Annotated in this window: 17 protein-coding genes and 1 pseudogene; 8 read left to right on the forward strand and 10 right to left on the reverse strand. The window is 66.8% G+C overall.

Going from position 1 to position 15,048, the window contains the following annotated elements:
* Positions 1-62: 62 nt before the first annotated feature.
* Both ACQEVC_RS42695 and ACQEVC_RS42700 read right to left on the reverse strand, forming a co-directional pair.
* On the reverse strand, positions 63-233 hold the full coding sequence (locus tag ACQEVC_RS42695) for a transposase (RefSeq protein WP_432889855.1): 171 nt from the start codon (positions 231-233) through the stop codon (positions 63-65).
* Between the two features lie 142 nt (positions 234-375).
* Entirely contained in the window at positions 376-1,506 is a 1,131-nt protein-coding gene (locus ACQEVC_RS42700) for an FAD-dependent oxidoreductase (RefSeq protein WP_432889857.1), read from the reverse strand.
* 24 nt (positions 1,507-1,530) lie between these two features.
* Here ACQEVC_RS42700 and ACQEVC_RS42705 point away from each other — a divergent pair, with 24 nt between their 5' ends.
* Positions 1,531-2,256: a TetR/AcrR family transcriptional regulator gene (locus tag ACQEVC_RS42705; protein WP_432889859.1), complete on the forward strand. Its 726-nt coding sequence runs from the start codon at positions 1,531-1,533 to the stop codon at positions 2,254-2,256.
* 234 nt (positions 2,257-2,490) lie between these two features.
* Positions 2,491-2,679 (forward strand): hypothetical protein, encoded by a 189-nt coding sequence (locus tag ACQEVC_RS42710; protein WP_432889861.1) that lies wholly within the window; start codon positions 2,491-2,493, stop codon positions 2,677-2,679.
* 644 nt (positions 2,680-3,323) lie between these two features.
* Here ACQEVC_RS42710 and ACQEVC_RS42715 read toward each other — a convergent pair.
* The 4 genes from ACQEVC_RS42715 to ACQEVC_RS42730 form a co-directional block, all read right to left on the reverse strand.
* The gene (locus ACQEVC_RS42715) at positions 3,324-4,247 is read right to left on the reverse strand and encodes an aldehyde dehydrogenase family protein (protein WP_432889863.1); all 924 of its coding nucleotides are present in this window, start codon (positions 4,245-4,247) and stop codon (positions 3,324-3,326) included.
* A gap of 253 nt (positions 4,248-4,500) precedes the next feature.
* Positions 4,501-4,950, reverse strand: a complete 450-nt coding sequence (locus ACQEVC_RS42720; RefSeq protein WP_432889865.1) for a nitroreductase family deazaflavin-dependent oxidoreductase — start codon at positions 4,948-4,950, stop codon at positions 4,501-4,503.
* An 8-nt stretch (positions 4,951-4,958) separates the two neighbouring features.
* Entirely contained in the window at positions 4,959-5,111 is a 153-nt protein-coding gene (locus ACQEVC_RS42725; protein ID WP_432889867.1) for a hypothetical protein, read from the reverse strand.
* Positions 5,112-5,241: 130 nt separating this feature from the next.
* Positions 5,242-6,147: an AraC family transcriptional regulator N-terminal domain-containing protein gene (locus tag ACQEVC_RS42730; protein ID WP_432889869.1), complete on the reverse strand. Its 906-nt coding sequence runs from the start codon at positions 6,145-6,147 to the stop codon at positions 5,242-5,244.
* Positions 6,148-6,639: 492 nt separating this feature from the next.
* Here ACQEVC_RS42730 and ACQEVC_RS42735 point away from each other — a divergent pair, with 492 nt between their 5' ends.
* Positions 6,640-7,278, forward strand: coding sequence for an SAM-dependent methyltransferase (locus tag ACQEVC_RS42735; protein ID WP_432889871.1), 639 nt, complete (start codon positions 6,640-6,642; stop codon positions 7,276-7,278).
* 120 nt (positions 7,279-7,398) lie between these two features.
* Here the strand turns inward: ACQEVC_RS42735 and ACQEVC_RS42740 are convergent.
* The 4 genes and pseudogenes from ACQEVC_RS42740 to ACQEVC_RS42755 form a co-directional block, all read right to left on the reverse strand.
* Positions 7,399-7,595: pseudogene (locus ACQEVC_RS42740) on the reverse strand (transposase); the annotation flags it as partial.
* A gap of 59 nt (positions 7,596-7,654) precedes the next feature.
* Complete coding sequence (locus ACQEVC_RS42745; RefSeq protein ID WP_432889873.1) at positions 7,655-8,431, reverse strand: SAM-dependent methyltransferase; 777 nt, start codon at positions 8,429-8,431, stop codon at positions 7,655-7,657.
* A 293-nt stretch (positions 8,432-8,724) separates the two neighbouring features.
* The gene (locus ACQEVC_RS42750; RefSeq protein WP_432889875.1) at positions 8,725-9,561 is read right to left on the reverse strand and encodes an ISAs1 family transposase; all 837 of its coding nucleotides are present in this window, start codon (positions 9,559-9,561) and stop codon (positions 8,725-8,727) included.
* A gap of 215 nt (positions 9,562-9,776) precedes the next feature.
* Complete coding sequence (locus ACQEVC_RS42755; protein ID WP_432889877.1) at positions 9,777-10,373, reverse strand: tetratricopeptide repeat protein; 597 nt, start codon at positions 10,371-10,373, stop codon at positions 9,777-9,779.
* A gap of 261 nt (positions 10,374-10,634) precedes the next feature.
* Here ACQEVC_RS42755 and ACQEVC_RS42760 point away from each other — a divergent pair, with 261 nt between their 5' ends.
* The 5 genes from ACQEVC_RS42760 (at position 10,635) to ACQEVC_RS42780 (ending at position 14,932) form a co-directional block, all read left to right on the forward strand.
* Positions 10,635-11,132: a YfbM family protein gene (locus tag ACQEVC_RS42760; protein WP_432892022.1), complete on the forward strand. Its 498-nt coding sequence runs from the start codon at positions 10,635-10,637 to the stop codon at positions 11,130-11,132.
* Between the two features lie 413 nt (positions 11,133-11,545).
* On the forward strand, positions 11,546-12,439 hold the full coding sequence (locus ACQEVC_RS42765) for an alpha/beta fold hydrolase (RefSeq protein ID WP_432889879.1): 894 nt from the start codon (positions 11,546-11,548) through the stop codon (positions 12,437-12,439).
* Between the two features lie 23 nt (positions 12,440-12,462).
* A complete protein-coding gene (locus ACQEVC_RS42770; RefSeq protein WP_432889881.1) occupies positions 12,463-13,296 on the forward strand; it encodes a MerR family transcriptional regulator in 834 nt (277 codons plus the stop codon).
* A gap of 283 nt (positions 13,297-13,579) precedes the next feature.
* Positions 13,580-14,128, forward strand: coding sequence for a hypothetical protein (locus ACQEVC_RS42775; RefSeq protein ID WP_432889883.1), 549 nt, complete (start codon positions 13,580-13,582; stop codon positions 14,126-14,128).
* A gap of 201 nt (positions 14,129-14,329) precedes the next feature.
* Positions 14,330-14,932, forward strand: a complete 603-nt coding sequence (locus ACQEVC_RS42780; protein WP_432889885.1) for a hypothetical protein — start codon at positions 14,330-14,332, stop codon at positions 14,930-14,932.
* Positions 14,933-15,048: the final 116 nt, after the last annotated feature.

A 15,048-nucleotide genomic window follows, 5' to 3' on the forward strand; every position in this document is an offset into this window, starting at 1 on the left:
CGCCAAGATCGAGTGCACTGATCTGGTTCCCCGGTAGGTCAAGGGATCATGGCGCTTCTGTTTTAGGCTTCGTGGTGGCGCCAGGTGTCACGGCGTAGCTGAACGACCGCCATGATGTGTAGGACCCTGTTGATCCGTCGGTTGCCGACGCGGGAGAGCCGATGACGGCGTTGGTCGCCGGAGGAGGCTTCGAGCGGGGCGTGTGGTGCACGGTCATGTCGATGAGCGGACATCCGACCTTCCAGGGCAGGAGCGTCTATTGGGGCGAGGCCGGCTGCGTTGTCAATGAACCTTTTTCAACCTGAACCGCGCAGCGCTCACACACCGCGTCCGACCTCGCGCTCCAACGGACCGCAAGGGGAGGTTGAAAAAGGTTCAATCTGCCGGTACCGGCTCGGTGGGCTGCGGCGTGAAGAAGCGGATGATGTCGTCGGCTGCGGTGGGGGACAGCATCATTGCCTGGACTCGTGCGGACATTTCGGCGATCGGGTGGATCCTGGTGAACATCGCCTCCTCGTACGTCTGGATCGCCGAGTCGGGGTCGGCGGGGTTGGTGGCGAGTTCGGCGGCGAGTTCGGCGGCGTCGAGCATGGCTTGGTTGGCGCCCTCGCCGACCGGCGGCATGAGGTGCGCGGCGTCGCCGATGAGGGTGATGCCCGGTTGGTGGGCCCAGCGCGTACCGGTGGGCATCGCCTCGATCCTGCGTGGGGTCGGCGGGCTGTCGCCGGCTTCGATGAGTGCGGTGAGGCTGGGGTCCCAGTCATCGAACATGTCCAGCAGAGCGCGCTTGCTGCGGTAGGTGTCCAGGTGGCGATCGTCCGCGGGTAGCGAGATCCCGACTCGGATGCTGCCGTCGCCGAGGCGTTGCGCTGCCAGGATCTGGTGCACGCCGATGCACCAGAGGTTTCCGGGGCCGACCAGCTCGGCTAGATCCGGGTGGCGCCGGTCGGCGCCGCTGATGCTCAGCTCTACCAAGGTGGCCACGGAGGACAGTGTCGCGTTGGTCAGCAGCGACCGGACGACCGAGCGTGCGCCGTCCGCGCCGATGAGGATGTCGCAGTCGGCGCTGTGGCCGCCATCGAACGTCAGCCCGAAGCCTCCGTCGGGTCGTGGCGTCGCCGCGACGAGCCGGTGCCGCCACGCCACCGCGTCACCGGGGAGCGAATGGAGCAGAAGATCACGCAGTGCGCTGCGGTCGATCTCGGGGCGTCCGGCGAATGAGCCGAGTTGTGGCTTGTGGTGCACGAGGGTGCGTCCGGCCGGGTCGAGGATGCGATGTTCCTCGCCCTCCGGCCGTGCCTCGGACCGGAATCGGCCGGCGAGGCCCGCATCGGCCAGGGCCCGTTGCCCGGACTCCGGGTGCAGGTCGAGCGATCCGCCCTGTGATCGCGCGGATCGGCTTGCCTCGCGTTCGTACACCATCGCGTCGATGCCGTGCCGGTGCAGGATTCGCGCCAGCGTCAGGCCGCCGAGGCCACCACCGGCGATCGCAATTCGCATCATCATCTCCGTTACCGTACGCTGTACCTCATGGATACGCCGTACGGTAGCGCACCACTGCCCGTCTGGGAACGGCCCGAGCCTCAGCCGCGGGCGGCGCCGGTGCCGCTGAGCCGCGCGAAGATCGCCGCCACGGCGATCCGGATCGCCGACACACACGGCCTCGACGGGCTATCGGTACGCAAGATCGCCAAAGAGCTCGGCGTCGGGCCGATGCGGCTCTACGACTACGTGATCAACAGATCCGAACTACTCGATCTGATGGTCGACGCCGTATATGCCCAGATCGCCGAGGCCGTCCAGCACTCCGAGTGGCGCGCCACGGTACTGGCCATCGTTCACCGGACCCGCGATGCCGCTCTTGATCATGAGTGGTTCGCCGACCTGCTCGGCGCAAGGCCACACTTAGGACCTCACGCGCTCGCCGTGGGCGAATCGATCGCGGCGGCACTCAGCCAGGCCCCTGGCATGCGCGGTATCGACGATCTCGAGCGGGCCTTGGGCGCCCTCAACGCATTCATCGTCGGAGCGCTCCGCAGGGAGATCACCGAGCGACGCGCCGCCCGTTCCACCGGCACCGACGTGTCCGCTTGGCAGGCCGCCCTCGGGCCCTACCTGACACGCATGCTCGAAACAGGCCGCTACCCCACCGTCGCCCGGCTCGTCATCGACGGCGCCCACCTCAACGCCGAGGAAACCTTCCACCACAACCTGATCACCATCCTGGACGGCATCACCAGCCGTCCCCACACGTGACCTACTGCTCGCAGGCCAGTACCGGCTGAACACCGATTTCACCTCGATCAGACATCCGGAGCTGCCGCCGGTCATGGACGCCGATGCTGGCGCGTCCGTCACCTTCGGTAGCCGCCGACCTCAGCGTGGACAGCTGCGAGGACGTCCGGACGTGCCGAAGAGGGTGTCAGCGACGACCCATGGTGGTTTGCGCCGCAGGTGTTCCGGTCGATACGGTCTGATCCGATGACATCTATGACTCGACAACGCGTTCTTGCGGTCGTCCTGTTTCTGATCGCGTTCCTGGCCCTGGTTGCCTCGCGCACATTCCCCTTCCTGGATGACCTCTCCGGTGCGGCAGAGGCGGCGATTGCGGTCGTGGGCGCGGCATGCGCCCTGACGGGCGTGTCGCTGTGGTTGCGCAAGACCCCGGACCGGCCGTAGGCGTACGCGAACGCCCCGTCTCGCCGTTGACCCGGCATCCGCACATGCCACCGACCGGGCGTGCCGGTGCTGGCACGTCCGTCACCTTCGGTAGCCGTCGATCTCAGCCTGCCCAGCCACAAGGACGTCCGGACGTGCCGAGGGCCGGGCGCCGTCAGGTAGCCCGCTCTACCCAGTACGTCTGCTTGTGGCCACGCCACTCCATAGCTTCCGCCGGCGCGTCAGCGTCCAGGCGTACCGTTCGGCGAGCAACCTCGAATCGGTTCCCGTTATCTTGCCGCGACCCGCATCCGGTCACGTCCGAGCCCGCTCACGCCGCCTCGACCTTCGCCAGAGCGCGGATGTGCCCGTCGCGCAGGTCGTAGTAGACGTAGGTGAGCAGTTCGCGAACCACCGCGACGGTGGCGATGTTGCGGCCTCGCCGTCCGGCGATCCGGGTACGGGTCAGGGCCGCGCAGTACTCCGGCTACCGCGCTGATCTCGAATTCGACAGCGTCGATCAGCCGGAGCAGCGAGTTGACGCGCAGCCGATACGCCGCGGCCAGTCCGGCGGTGGTGAGCCACGGCCGTGACCCCGTGCTGGAGATGCGCCACGAGCTGCGAATACGCTCACGCGTACAAGCTGCGGGGCCCGGCCGTACCTGTCACAGCATTACGGACCGGGGCTCCAGGAAGCCTTCAAGACCGAAGCTGCCGTATTCCCGTCCGAGGCCCGACTGCTTGAACCCTCCGAACGGGGACTGTTGTTCGAAGCCGCCGTTGACGGACACCCGGCCCGCCTCCAGCCGGGACGCGATGCGGCGTGCTCGCGCGGGGTCGCTGGAGAACACGTAGGCGTGCGTCAGGCTCTTCAACGTGTCGGACGCCTCGCGCATGATGATCTTGCCGACTTCGGTAGAGCCGGTGAAGGAGATTTTGGCGATGTCGGGGTGGCGGTTGATGGTGGTCCCGACGACGTCGCCGCGGCCGGTCACGATGTTGAAGACCCCCTTTGGCAGTCCGGCCGCGTGTAGTGCCTCGGTCAGGACCTGAGTCTGGGTCGCGCTCATCTCGCTCGGCTTGATGACGGCGGTGCAGCCGGCAGCCAGTGCGGTCGCGAGCTTGTCGGAGATGAAGAAGGTGTCACCGTTCCACGGCATGATCAGGCCGGTTACGCCGATCGGCGTCATCTCCACGACGGCGTTGCCGACCTGTCGGGTGAACTCGAAGTTCTCCAATGTCTTGATCATGTCGGTGAACTGGCCGACGATGGAATCGACCAGGTACGAGTTGCGCACGGGCCCGCCGTACTCCACCACAACGGCTTCCCGGATGTCCTCCAGTCGCGCGGCGACCGCGTCGTGAAGTCGGCGCAGCGCGTCGATCCGCTCTTCTCGGGAGGTCGCGGACCACGCCGGCAACGCACGCTTCGCCGCTGCGATAGCCGCCTCGGCGTCCACCTCGTCGGCGAGCTGGACCTGTCCGATCACCTGTCCGGTGGCGGGGTTGTGCAGGTCGAAGAGTTCCGTGCCGTGCGGGGTGACGAACTCACCGTCAATGTAGATCTTATTGATCACGTTTTGTTGCATAGTAATTGATCTCCTTGGTTATTGTTTCCCGCCGAACCCATCTGGTTGGGCCGGCGTTAACGCGATCGGCGGGCCCCAATGCCCACTGAACCTTTTTCAACCTCCCCTTGCGGTCCGCCGGACCGCAAGGTCGGACGCGGTGCGTGGGCGCCGCGCGGTTCAGGTTGAAAAAGGTTCACTGGGGGGGCGTCAAGACTTCCAGCCGACGCAGACGGGAAGCTACGCACGGCGCGACCGATTACTGAGATTCGAGCTATTCGAACCGCGCCGAGGACGCTGCCCGCAACTGCTCGTCGTCGAACACAATCTCGACCAGCGGGCTGCGCGCGAACCACACGTCGAAGCTCTGGCGCTGACCGACCCGCGCCGCGACATCGGCCCGGTTCTGCAGGTCGAGTACCGCACTGATTACCCGCCGCCGTGTCTGCTCGTCGACCGGCACCGCAGTAGCGGGCAGGTCGGCCGTGACCCGGTACTTCAGATGAACCATGAACCGCGGATTGGCGCGCAGGTTCGCGTACCAACTACGGGGAACAGGCATGCCGGTCAGGTACCAGCGGCCGTCGACGCGGTGCAACCAAATCTCATTGCGGCGGGGAATACCGCTGCGTCGGCCCAATGTCGTGATTTCGATCGTGCGCTCGTCCCGGGAGGAGTCCGGCCCAACAGCGAGGGCGCGGATGACGGCGTCGTCCACGGCCATAGTCGGCTCTACCCCTCGTCGTCGAGAGGCAGGTGGCCGCCCTTAACTCCAGGCCGCCGCAGCTTGCGGTACTTCATATTCTCCCCCTTGAGGCGGTCGGCGAGCGGTCGGCGAGCGGTCAGCCGCTCGTGCACGTCGTGCAGCAACTCAGCGACCGTCATTACCCGCCTCCATCCGTGGTACCCCGGAATCCGCGGTGCGTTCCGGTATCCCCAATACAAGCAACGCCGCGACAACGGGGCTAGCGCGATTGCCTCGCGTGGTTACACAATCCTCTTCGCCCAACGACCGTCAGGGCAGCGCCGCAGGGGCGGGGGCGGCTCCACCCCGCATACGCGCCGCGTCAACGCTGGGCGGAGCACCGAACTGGCGCCGGTACTCCCGGCTGAACTGGGACGGATTGTCGTATCCGACACGTTGGCCGACACCGGTGACGTCATGCGGACGGCTCGCCAGCAGCAACCTCGCCGCCTGCAGCCGGAGGTTCTTCTGAAACTGGATAGGAGACATCGCCGTCACCGCCTGAAAGTTCTTGTGGAAGGCGGGTACGCTCATCCCCGAAAGTTGTGCTACCTCCTCGACCCGAAACGGCCGGTTGTAGTTTTCTCGGATCCACTGCACGGCACGTCTGATATGCGCCAGGCTGCTGTCGGCCAGGCCGAGCTGACGGACGACGTCACCTTGCTCCCCGGTCATCAACCGCCAGAGGATCTCGCGTTTGACCATCGGGACCAGTATTCTCCGGTCCCCTGGCCGTTCGAGCAGACGCAGTAGCCGCACGATCGCGTCGAGCAATTCGTCCGGGGCGTCGGTGACCGCGACTCCCGGCCGTACGCCGCCAGGAGACCTCGGTAAATCCCCCGGCCCGGCCTGCAACAGCAGCTCCGCGATGGCGGCGGGTTCCAGAGTCATCCCGAAACCGAGTGCAGGGCGACCCGGCATGGCATCGACGAACTGTCCTGTCACTGGAAGGTCGACCGAGGCGACGAGATACTGGCCAGCGCCGTACTCGTAGACGTGGTCTCCCACTGCCAGCCGCTTCAGGCCCCGAGCGACGACCGCCAGCACCGTACCGGACATCGAGGAACCCGGCGAAACGGTATGGTCGGCCGCGCAGATCCGGACACCCTCGATGGCAGTGGTCAAATCAGGACGCGCATGCCGTTGTAGCAGTTCAACAAGCTCGTCTGCGGACATGTCACCAGTGCAGCACGGAAGCCACGCAGGCTGCCCGGCCGCGAAAGGATCGTGCAAGGATCAGAGAGTTACGTGCAACGTGTGGGGCGGGCGGACGATCGCAGAGCCAGCCCCACCGTGATCAGTGAACCTTTTTCAACCTGAACCGCGCGGCGCTCACGCACCGCGTCCGACCTTGCGGTCCGCCGGACCGCAAGGGGATGTCGAAAAAGGTGAAGTGGGGCGTAGACCGAGAGGGCCCAGAGAAGTGGGCGGCGGCCAGCGGCGCCACGGATAGGGCGAGGATCCGCATCCAGGGCGGGAGGGTAGCCCTGAAGGCCAGGAGAGCGGCCACCGTGGCGTAGCCGCCCCCCAGTAACGCGGTCGGGAAACATGGCCAATGGCTCGGGCCCGCAGTCCGACCGGTCCTGCTGGAACGCTTCCTGCAAGGCGTCCCGACGATCGGCATGCCCGCGCCTACCACTGCCGGGTGCCGCTGGCAGGCTCAGTTCCGTGGACGACGGCAAGGACTGGTACGACTGGCACCACCCCTACACCAATCCAGGTTCGCCGCTGGCACGTCGGCTGCGGCTGGTCCAGCAGCACATCGCCGCCTGGCTCGACGAGCGACCGGATCAGCCCCTGTCCGTGCTCAGCATGTGTGCCGGCCAGGGACACGACCTTCTGGGCGTGCTGGCGTCGCGGCCTGACGCCGGGCGGGTCCACGCCACGCTGATCGAGTACGACTCGCGGAATGTCGCTGCGGCCCGAGCCAGAGCGGCCGCTGGGCACCTCGAAGCGGTGACCGTCGTACAGGCCGACGCCGGCGACCTGACCGCTTACCGGGGCGCCGTACCCGCCGACCTCGTCCTCATGGCGGGAGTCCTTGGCAACATCAGCGAGGCCGACGTCCACACCACAGTCCGTGCGCTACCGCAGCTCTGCGCGGCCCGCGCCACGGTGATCTGGACCAGGACACGACGGGCACCCGACCTGACCCCGGCTGTCCGAACCTGGATGTCCGCCGCCGGGTTCACCGAGCAGGCATTCACCGCTCCTGATGGAGTGCTCTTCTCCGTCGGGGTTCACCGCTTCACCGGCACCCCACAGCCACTGACCACCGCCGGCAGAATCTTCCAGTTCCTTCCATGACCAGAGGCGAAGCCTTGACGTCTCTGGAGATCGGAGGTCTCGCGCGTTGTCGCTCCGGACCTGCACCTGGTGGTGTGCCGCGCCGGCATCGAGCGCGGCCCGGATCCGGGTCCGCAGGCTGGGCAGAGCGCGGCGGACCGCTTCGTCATAGGCGCCGGGGCTGTCCCGACACACCACCTCGACGCCTGGGTGCCCGCGCAGCCACGCTTCCAGGGTGTCGGCCTTGCGGTCGGGCAGCACATCGATGCGCTCACGCGTGACCGATCGATCAGGACACTGGCGTATCGCTGGCGTCGCTCGTCAACCCCGAGAACACGGTCTTCGTGAGATCACCGGCCTACGTCACTAACCATCACCCAAATACCGGAAGCTCCTTCTAGGGCTTGCGGCCCACCGCGCAGTACACGTCGAGGGCGGCCGGTTCTGTTCCCGGCTCTGGCCGCCACAGCGAGGTCGACACCACGCCGGGGTCAAGCAGTTCCAGGCCCTCGAAATAGCCGCCGATCTCCTCCGGCGTACGCAGGTTGTACGGGTGACCGCTCTGGTTGGCGATCCGCTGGCTCTGCACGCTCTGCACGCTGGTGCTCGTTCCGTCGCTCACCGCCAGGTAGCTGCCCGACGGCATGGCGGCGAGCAGCCGCTGGACGATCGAGCGGGCCTCGGCGTAGTCGGCGACGTTGCCCAGGATGCCGATCATGGTCAGGGCCACGGGCTTGCTGAAGTCGAGCGTCCAGGCGGCCTCGCTCAGGATCCGCTCCGGATCCTCCACGTTGGAGTCGACATATGCGGTCTCCCCCTCGGGTGAACTGGTCAGCAGTGCGCGGGCGTGCACCAGCACGAGCGGATCGTTGTCTACATATACGACCCGTGACTCGGGCGCCACTCGCTGGGCGACCTCGTGAGTGTTGTCGGCCGTCGGGAGACCGGTACCGATGTCGAGGAACTGCCGGATGCCCACCTCACCAGCGAGCAGCGTGACCGCCTGGATGAGGAACCTCCGCTGCGCCTGGGCGACCGCCACGATCCCCGGGTGCGCCGAGCGGAGCGCCTCGCCCAACTCCCGGTCGACGGCGAAGTTGTCCTTGCCCTCCAGGAGGTAGTTCCACACCCGCGCACTACTCGGCCGGGTTGCGTCGATTTTGGGATCGGTCATCAAGAATCCCCTTCGATGAGGCGGCCGTTAGGGAGCGAGTCTAGGCAATGCCCCAGCCAGCGTGAATGACACCGGGTCAACGAGACGCGGCGGGCCACCGTTGAGGCGGCGGACCCGGCCGCGACAACCGCGGCCACGCCGAGCGCGGCGCCCGGCCCGCACGTCGCGGTGAAGATTCCCACACCCCACGAGCCTGCGGCGACGAAACAGGCTCTTCAGGGCGGCTTGCTCACTCCGGAAGTGTCCACGAGCTCGGACGGCACGCCGGTAGCGGCAGGGCCTCGGCAAAGTCGTTAGGCGAGGTCGATGAGCTGGAGTGTTCTGGTGCTGTCGCGTGCGTTTGCGCGGTTGGCTGCGGCGATGTTGGTGGCGCCGGCCGAGCGTAGGAGTCCGATCGCGGTGTTGCGCAGGGCTGCCATGACCTGGGGTCCGGTGCCGGTACGGATCTGGGATCGGTCCTCGTCGTAGGTGACGTCGCGGACCCGGTGGACGCGGTCTTCGATGCTCCACTGTCCGCAGACGAGTGTGGCGAGGTAGGCGGGGCGGGCCTGGTGCACGCGTAGGTCGGTAATGGCGTAGATGATGTCGGTGGTGAAGCGTTTCGGCTGGTCGAGCCTGCGTCGGCGGTGTCGGACCTGGATGGCCTGTGCCGCGTGTGGGAACTCGACGCCGGTCGAGACGGTCAGGGCTTTCAGGCTGCGGATTTCCCGCCGGCCGTGGCCCCGGTTGGCGTCGCGGTGCATCTCGGGTACGGCCTTCCAGGGCAGGCCGGTCCGCTGGGTGTGCAGGGCGGGCTGGTTGCCCTTGACGGTGAGGATCCAGTGCGAGCCACGTTCGGCCCGGTAGGTGACATGCTCACGTTGACAGTGCAGGGCGTCTGCGGTGATCACCACATCGCGGAGATCGCCGATCTGGTCAAGCAGTGGGGCGAAGCGGGTGATCTCATTTGTCTTGCCGTCCACGTCCGTGCTGGCCAGCACGATCCCGGTGACCTGGTCGCAAGCGGCGAGGACATGCCGGGCGGTCGTGTTGGTCGTGTTGGTCGTGTTGGTCGTGTTGGTCGTGTTGGTCGTGTTGGTCGTGTTGGTCGTGTTGGTCGTGCGGGATCCGCGCAGTGTCTTGCCGTCCACCGCGATCGCGCGCGGCGGTGCCGCCTGTGCGGCAAGCCAGGCGCCCGTGACCGCGGCCAGGCCCAGCGTCGAGGGCCTGCAACAGCCGGCGGATCATCGACTCTGACGGCCGGCAACGGGCGAGCACACGCTGGAGATCTAGACCGATGCACGCTGACCGTGGACGTTCTCGGCACGCGTCGCGACAGTGACTGCTGCGGCTATGCCCGCTAGGTTCAGCGGTCCAGCTCCATCACAGTGAGTTCGCCGCCGCATCGTAGGCACGGCAGGTTGAACGCCGAGTCGGCGTCGCCGAGCAGGCAGGGAACGCAGAACACCTCGTCGCAGGCCCCGCACTGCACGCCAACCTTGGGCGAGATCACGTTGACGTCGAAGGTCCCCGGCTTCGTCCGGTACACGGGCCGGTGGCACTCGCGGCAGTAGTCGATACCCCGCCGCCGCATGGTGGTCGCCGCCTGCGGGTGGCCGAGACGCGCGGCGTGCACGATGTGCTGGTCGGCCTCCGCGAAGCGGCCGAGCTTGCCGAGGGCCATGCCGAGCGCGTTGTGCGCCTCGGAGTACTCCGGTCGCAGATCGAGGCACGCGCGCAGCGGCTCGAGTGCCTCCTCCCACCAACCGGCGTTGGTTAGCGAGACCCCGAGGAACAGTCGGCAGCTCGACGAACTCGGATCGGTGCCGGCTGCCTCGGAGAATCCGTCGGCTGCCTCCGACCAGCGCTTCTGGTCGAACAACACCAGAGCGCGCTGGTACGTCGCCCGCGACTGCTCGACGTCGGAGCGGTTGTCTCTGCTCTTGCGGGAGAACAGGCCCACCGGGACCTCCTTCGACGACCGACTCATCGTAGGCGTGGCGCCTGCGACGCTGGTTGATCTCCGGAGCCCCAGAGCTGAGCCAGTTCCTCTTCGGAGAACCGTTCTGAACGCCACGAACCCACCGATCGAGCATCGACCGTCACCCTACGGACGGCGCGCTACGTGTAGGGGCTGGACGGAGAGGCAGTCGGGGCTACCGTGTCAGCTGGTGGTCGCCCCGCCAGCACGCTGATGTTGCCGTGGAAGGATTCACATGTGGGTATGGAGCTGATTGGTCGTCGGCTGTCGGGCGACGAGTTGCGAGCGGTGTGGAACGATCCGGGGACTGCCGGAGCCCTGCTCTTTGGGGATCTGGACGATGACGATGCGGAGATGCCCGATCCCGAGCTGGATCTGGGTAAGTCCTGGCATGCCATCCACTACCTGCTCACTGGTTCTGCTTGGGGCCTCGGTGACGGTGCGGCCGGTGCGGCGATCCTCGGTGGTACCGAGATCGGCGAAGACGGTGGTTATGGTCCGGCCCGGCTGCTCGGCCGAGACGCTGTGCGGGCCGTCGCCACCGAACTGGACGCGCTGGATGTCGAGACACTTCGCACCCGGTATGACCCGGATGCGATGGCGACCGCCGAGATCTACCCGATTGGCTGGGCCAATGACGGCGCCGAGTTCGACAACCTCGTCGTGCACTTCGTCGAGCTGCGCCAGTTCTATCGGACCGCAGCCGACAACGGCCAGGCGGTGCTCCTCGCCATCACGTGACGCATTACGAACGGGTTCCCCGAAGCTTGTAGACCAGCATCCGTCGGCCATGGCAACCCAGGTCAAGTTGCCCACCGCCCAGGCCCGAACGCCCTCAGCTCGGCTTCGACCGACAACGGTACGTCCGGTCATGAAGCGTGACGGCTCAGCCCAGGGAGGGCGCGATCGGTCGGCGGCATGAGCGGATGCATTTCAGGCCCCAGAGTCGGCCCTCGGCCTGGCCGATCCCGTCCGTGGCCGATTATTCGGTAACGGTGGCTTGGCACGGGTGGCCTGTTTGAACGGGTATTCGGCGCGCTCGTGCGACAGCCGGCCGCAGCCGGTGTGGGGCACGGGCTGGCGGCCGTGGGTGTGCGAGGTCATGTCGCCGGCGGTTTGGCCCTGACGCAGGGTCAACCTTTCAGCATGGTGGCATGAACCCGGAAACCAGTGGTGTGGAGGTAGCCGGACCGCGCGAGTCGCGCGGCGATCACGGCGAAGATGGAGAGCGGGCCGAGAGAGGCGACCGGGCGGTGCGGCATTTCACGATCCACCACGACGGCGTCACGATCCCGGTGTCTCGCGGCGGCCGGGGACGACCGCTGGTCCTGTGTCCCGGGTTGAACTCGACACAGGCAGATCTGCGCGAGCTGACCGAGGTGCTGCGGCACGGCCACGATGTGGTGACCTTCGACCTGCGCGGCCATGGCCGTGCCTCCGCCGCCGACCGGTACTCCTTCGAGGCTTTCCTCAGCGATCTCGTTGCCGTGATGGCGGAGCTGGAACGCCTCGACCTGCCCTCGGCGCCCGTGCTTGTCGGCTATTCGCTGGGTGCGGACCTGGCCGTGCACTATGCCTCCGAGCATCCTGGCACCGTCGCCGGGCTCGTTCTCATCGACGGGGCGAACCCGGTGCCCGAACCCTTCATCACCGAGGCTAACGCGGCGGCGTTTCTAACAATGTGGGAGGAGCTGGCAGGGCAGCAGGGATCCTTGCGGGGCACCGCCCGCCAGGTGTTGCTCACCGCCCAGGAGATTTTTCACCTGAATATCGAGATCGAGGTGGTTCGGTCCGGAATCCTTCATCGATACAGGCAGATCGACCGACCCATCAGCATGATCATGTCAACCTCGATGGCCGGCGACAGCGGTGAAGAACCGACGCCGCGCCTCAATCAGAACTGGCGTGCTGGCGTCGAGCGGCTTGTCCGCGAGCAGCCGCACATCGCCACGTTCTGGCTCGACGCCGACCACCGGCTGGCCTTCACCCACGCTCCGGAGATCGCCCAGATCATCCGCAAGACGCAGCCGGCCAGGCCGACTCCTTGAGCGCGCCGTAGGAGACTGAGGCGATGTTGACCATCGGCGAGTTGGCGTCATATACCGGAGTGACGGTGCGTGCGGTGAGGCATTACCACGCCAAGGGCCTGATGCCGGAGCCGGAGCGGGATCACTCCGGCTACCGGAGATACGACGCCACCGCCGTGGTCGAGCTCATCAAGATCCGGACCCTCGTCGAGGCCGGGGTCCCACTCGCGCGGGTACGGAAGCTGCTGCAGGCCGACGAGGAGGAGTTCGCCGCGGCGGTCGCAGACATCGACAAGCGGCTACGGGCGGAGATCCGGCAGCGGCAGCGGCACCGGGAGCGGATCGCCCGCCTGGTCTCCGGGGACAATCTGGTGCTGCCCCCGGTGGTGGTCGAGCATCTCGACCGGCTGCGGGCGCTCGGGGTCGACGAGCGGATCGTTCAGGTTGAGCGCGACGGCTGGATCCCGCTGGCCGCGCGCTCACCAGAGCGAGTCCCGGAGTGGATGGCACGCAAGCGTGAGCAGCTCGCCGACCCGCAGCTCATCGGCTTCTATCTCACCCTCGGCCAGGCCCTCGACCACGCCGACGACGACCCACGGCTGGTCGAGCTGGCCGACGAACTGGCCGCCTACATCACGCGGATGGCCGACGAACGGGGCGAGAACTACGTCGACGACACAGACATCGAGCCACCGCTGGTCAAGCTGATGGACACGCTGGCGTTCGAGGCCGTGCCGCCGGCCCGTCGGCTGATCGAGTTGCTCAAGAAGCGAGGCTGGACCGGCTGGACCGAACTCAAACGGGTGGACCCCGCACCGGCGGCGGCCGGAACATGGCAGGAAGACAGCGCAGCGTCGCATTCCGGGCGCGATCGGTGACGGCGGGCAAAGTCCTGCCGGGCGAGGCCACCAGCAACGGCTTCGGCACTGATGTTGACCGGGACGGCCCAGACTCCCCGAAAACTACGGCAAGCCGCAAGGGCAGGGGTCCTGACGGGATGCACCATCCGAGGCTGATCACGCTGTATAAACGCTCGGAATTCGACAGTTCCGGATGTGTACGGTCAACGACGCGGGCCACGAGGCGTAACCGCTCCGGCTGAGGGTGGCGTGCACGGTGGGCAGAAGCGGATGTCTGCCGATCGGTTCTAGGATCACGACCGTGTTGGGTATCGCCGGTTACGAACCCGTAGTCACCGACACCGTCGATGAAGCCCACAGGGTGCACGGCCCGGCCCTCAACGCGCTCGTCGGGCGACGGCTGGGGGCAGTGAGAGGCTTGTGCTTCGTCATCGACGGCGAGTGGTGCGTCACCGCTCCGCTCATCCTCGACTTCGACGGGCCGTGCATGGAGCTTCACTTCGACGGCTTCGACCAGATGTACCTAAGCTGGAACTCGATCGACGTCGACGCCCCGATCGACACACCTGACCAGGAGGATCCAGACATGGCGCTGGCCTGGGCTGACCCGCACAGTGCCGAGCTGAGTCATGTTATTGGTTCGACCGTGCGCCAGGTGTGGCTACTCGAACACGACTTTCGGCTCGACCGCCCCGACGGGCAATGCCTGCAGGCGTGGATCCTTGCCGGGATCGAGCTGGCCTTCGACGAAGGGTGGCTCCTGCAGCTGTACAACGTCTTCAGCGAGCTCAGGGTCGCCACGCATCCGGCGGGCTCGGACATCTGGCGGCGGCGGGCCGTCCAGGGCTGACGTCACAGCTCCTCAGCGACGTCTGGAGAGCAGCAGGGAGCCAGGATCAGAGGTGCTGTCATCAGCAAAGCGCGCCTCTTCCGACCTTGACCGCCGGCTACGTCAGCGACGATCTGGACAGCGCTGGCACGCACGGGTTGCGGCATGTGAGTGTGCCGTTCCGCCGGCTGCCAGGAGTCGTCGATGGCTAATGTGTCCAGCATGACGGACCTTGATGACGTCGTCAGAGCCCTCTTCCAGCCATCTGATTCGGAGCCCGCGCCTCGCGTCCGTTCTGTCGAGCGAATCAGCGACGGGGCCCTCCACGTCGACTACCACGACCCTGGTCACGTCTACCTCGTGACCGTCCGCCGGGTCCCGCGAATCCGGCTGCCGCTTGAGCGCCCAGTGCCCGTGGGCGTGGTCGGCGGAGTACAGGCAGAACTGGTTCAGGTAAGCGTGGCCAACCACATCGAGGTGACACTCGACGCCGAGCCCGGCCCAGCCCGGGAGACATCGCTGAGGGACTATCTGTCCTCGTACGGACAGTGGGAGGAGCGGACAGCGCACGCTACGCCGCCACCGCAGTGGCCCGCCGAACAATTCAGGCGGATCGCCGTCGAGGTCTCCGATGACGTGGACACGCCCTACCGGCTCGTCTCCGGCCAGCTTGGAGGCACAGGGAGCGAATCGACGGTGCAATGGGGTTTCCGGCCCCCGCCGCCCGCAGCGGCGCGTCGCCTGACGCTCACCTTCACCTCTCCCGACGGCCCGCTGGCAAAGATCGACCTTCCGCTGCCTCTCTACGAATCGGAGCATCCATAGCGGATCGTGGTATCGGCTACCCAGGTGCGTGGCCCACCCTCGAAGATCGATCTGTCATGCAGTCCCAGAGGCTGGGCGCGGTGCTGCTCGGCCAGCCACGGCATCAGACAACCTCA

Origin of the sequence: Plantactinospora sp. CA-294935 (assembly GCF_050936445.1) — a bacterium.
Taxonomy (GTDB): domain Bacteria; phylum Actinomycetota; class Actinomycetes; order Mycobacteriales; family Micromonosporaceae; genus Plantactinospora.

Excerpts from the sequence above, each read along its gene's own strand:
- ACQEVC_RS42700 (WP_432889857.1), bottom strand. The coding sequence starts at position 1,506 with ATGATGATGCGAATTGCGATCGCCGGTGGTGGCCTCGGCGGCCTGACG.
- ACQEVC_RS42760 (WP_432892022.1), top strand. The coding sequence starts at position 10,635 with ATGGAGCTGATTGGTCGTCGGCTGTCGGGCGACGAGTTGCGAGCGGTG.
- ACQEVC_RS42780 (WP_432889885.1), top strand. The coding sequence starts at position 14,330 with ATGACGGACCTTGATGACGTCGTCAGAGCCCTCTTCCAGCCATCTGAT.
- ACQEVC_RS42730 (WP_432889869.1), bottom strand. The coding sequence starts at position 6,147 with ATGTCCGCAGACGAGCTTGTTGAACTGCTACAACGGCATGCGCGTCCT.
- ACQEVC_RS42715 (WP_432889863.1), bottom strand. The coding sequence starts at position 4,247 with ATGCAACAAAACGTGATCAATAAGATCTACATTGACGGTGAGTTCGTC.
- ACQEVC_RS42770 (WP_432889881.1), top strand. The coding sequence starts at position 12,463 with ATGTTGACCATCGGCGAGTTGGCGTCATATACCGGAGTGACGGTGCGT.
- ACQEVC_RS42765 (WP_432889879.1), top strand. The coding sequence starts at position 11,546 with ATGAACCCGGAAACCAGTGGTGTGGAGGTAGCCGGACCGCGCGAGTCG.
- ACQEVC_RS42705 (WP_432889859.1), top strand. The coding sequence starts at position 1,531 with ATGGATACGCCGTACGGTAGCGCACCACTGCCCGTCTGGGAACGGCCC.
- ACQEVC_RS42720 (WP_432889865.1), bottom strand. The coding sequence starts at position 4,950 with ATGGCCGTGGACGACGCCGTCATCCGCGCCCTCGCTGTTGGGCCGGAC.
- ACQEVC_RS42745 (WP_432889873.1), bottom strand. The coding sequence starts at position 8,431 with ATGACCGATCCCAAAATCGACGCAACCCGGCCGAGTAGTGCGCGGGTG.
- ACQEVC_RS42695 (WP_432889855.1), bottom strand. The coding sequence starts at position 233 with ATGTCCGCTCATCGACATGACCGTGCACCACACGCCCCGCTCGAAGCC.
- ACQEVC_RS42725 (WP_432889867.1), bottom strand. The coding sequence starts at position 5,111 with ATGACGGTCGCTGAGTTGCTGCACGACGTGCACGAGCGGCTGACCGCT.
- ACQEVC_RS42710 (WP_432889861.1), top strand. The coding sequence starts at position 2,491 with ATGACTCGACAACGCGTTCTTGCGGTCGTCCTGTTTCTGATCGCGTTC.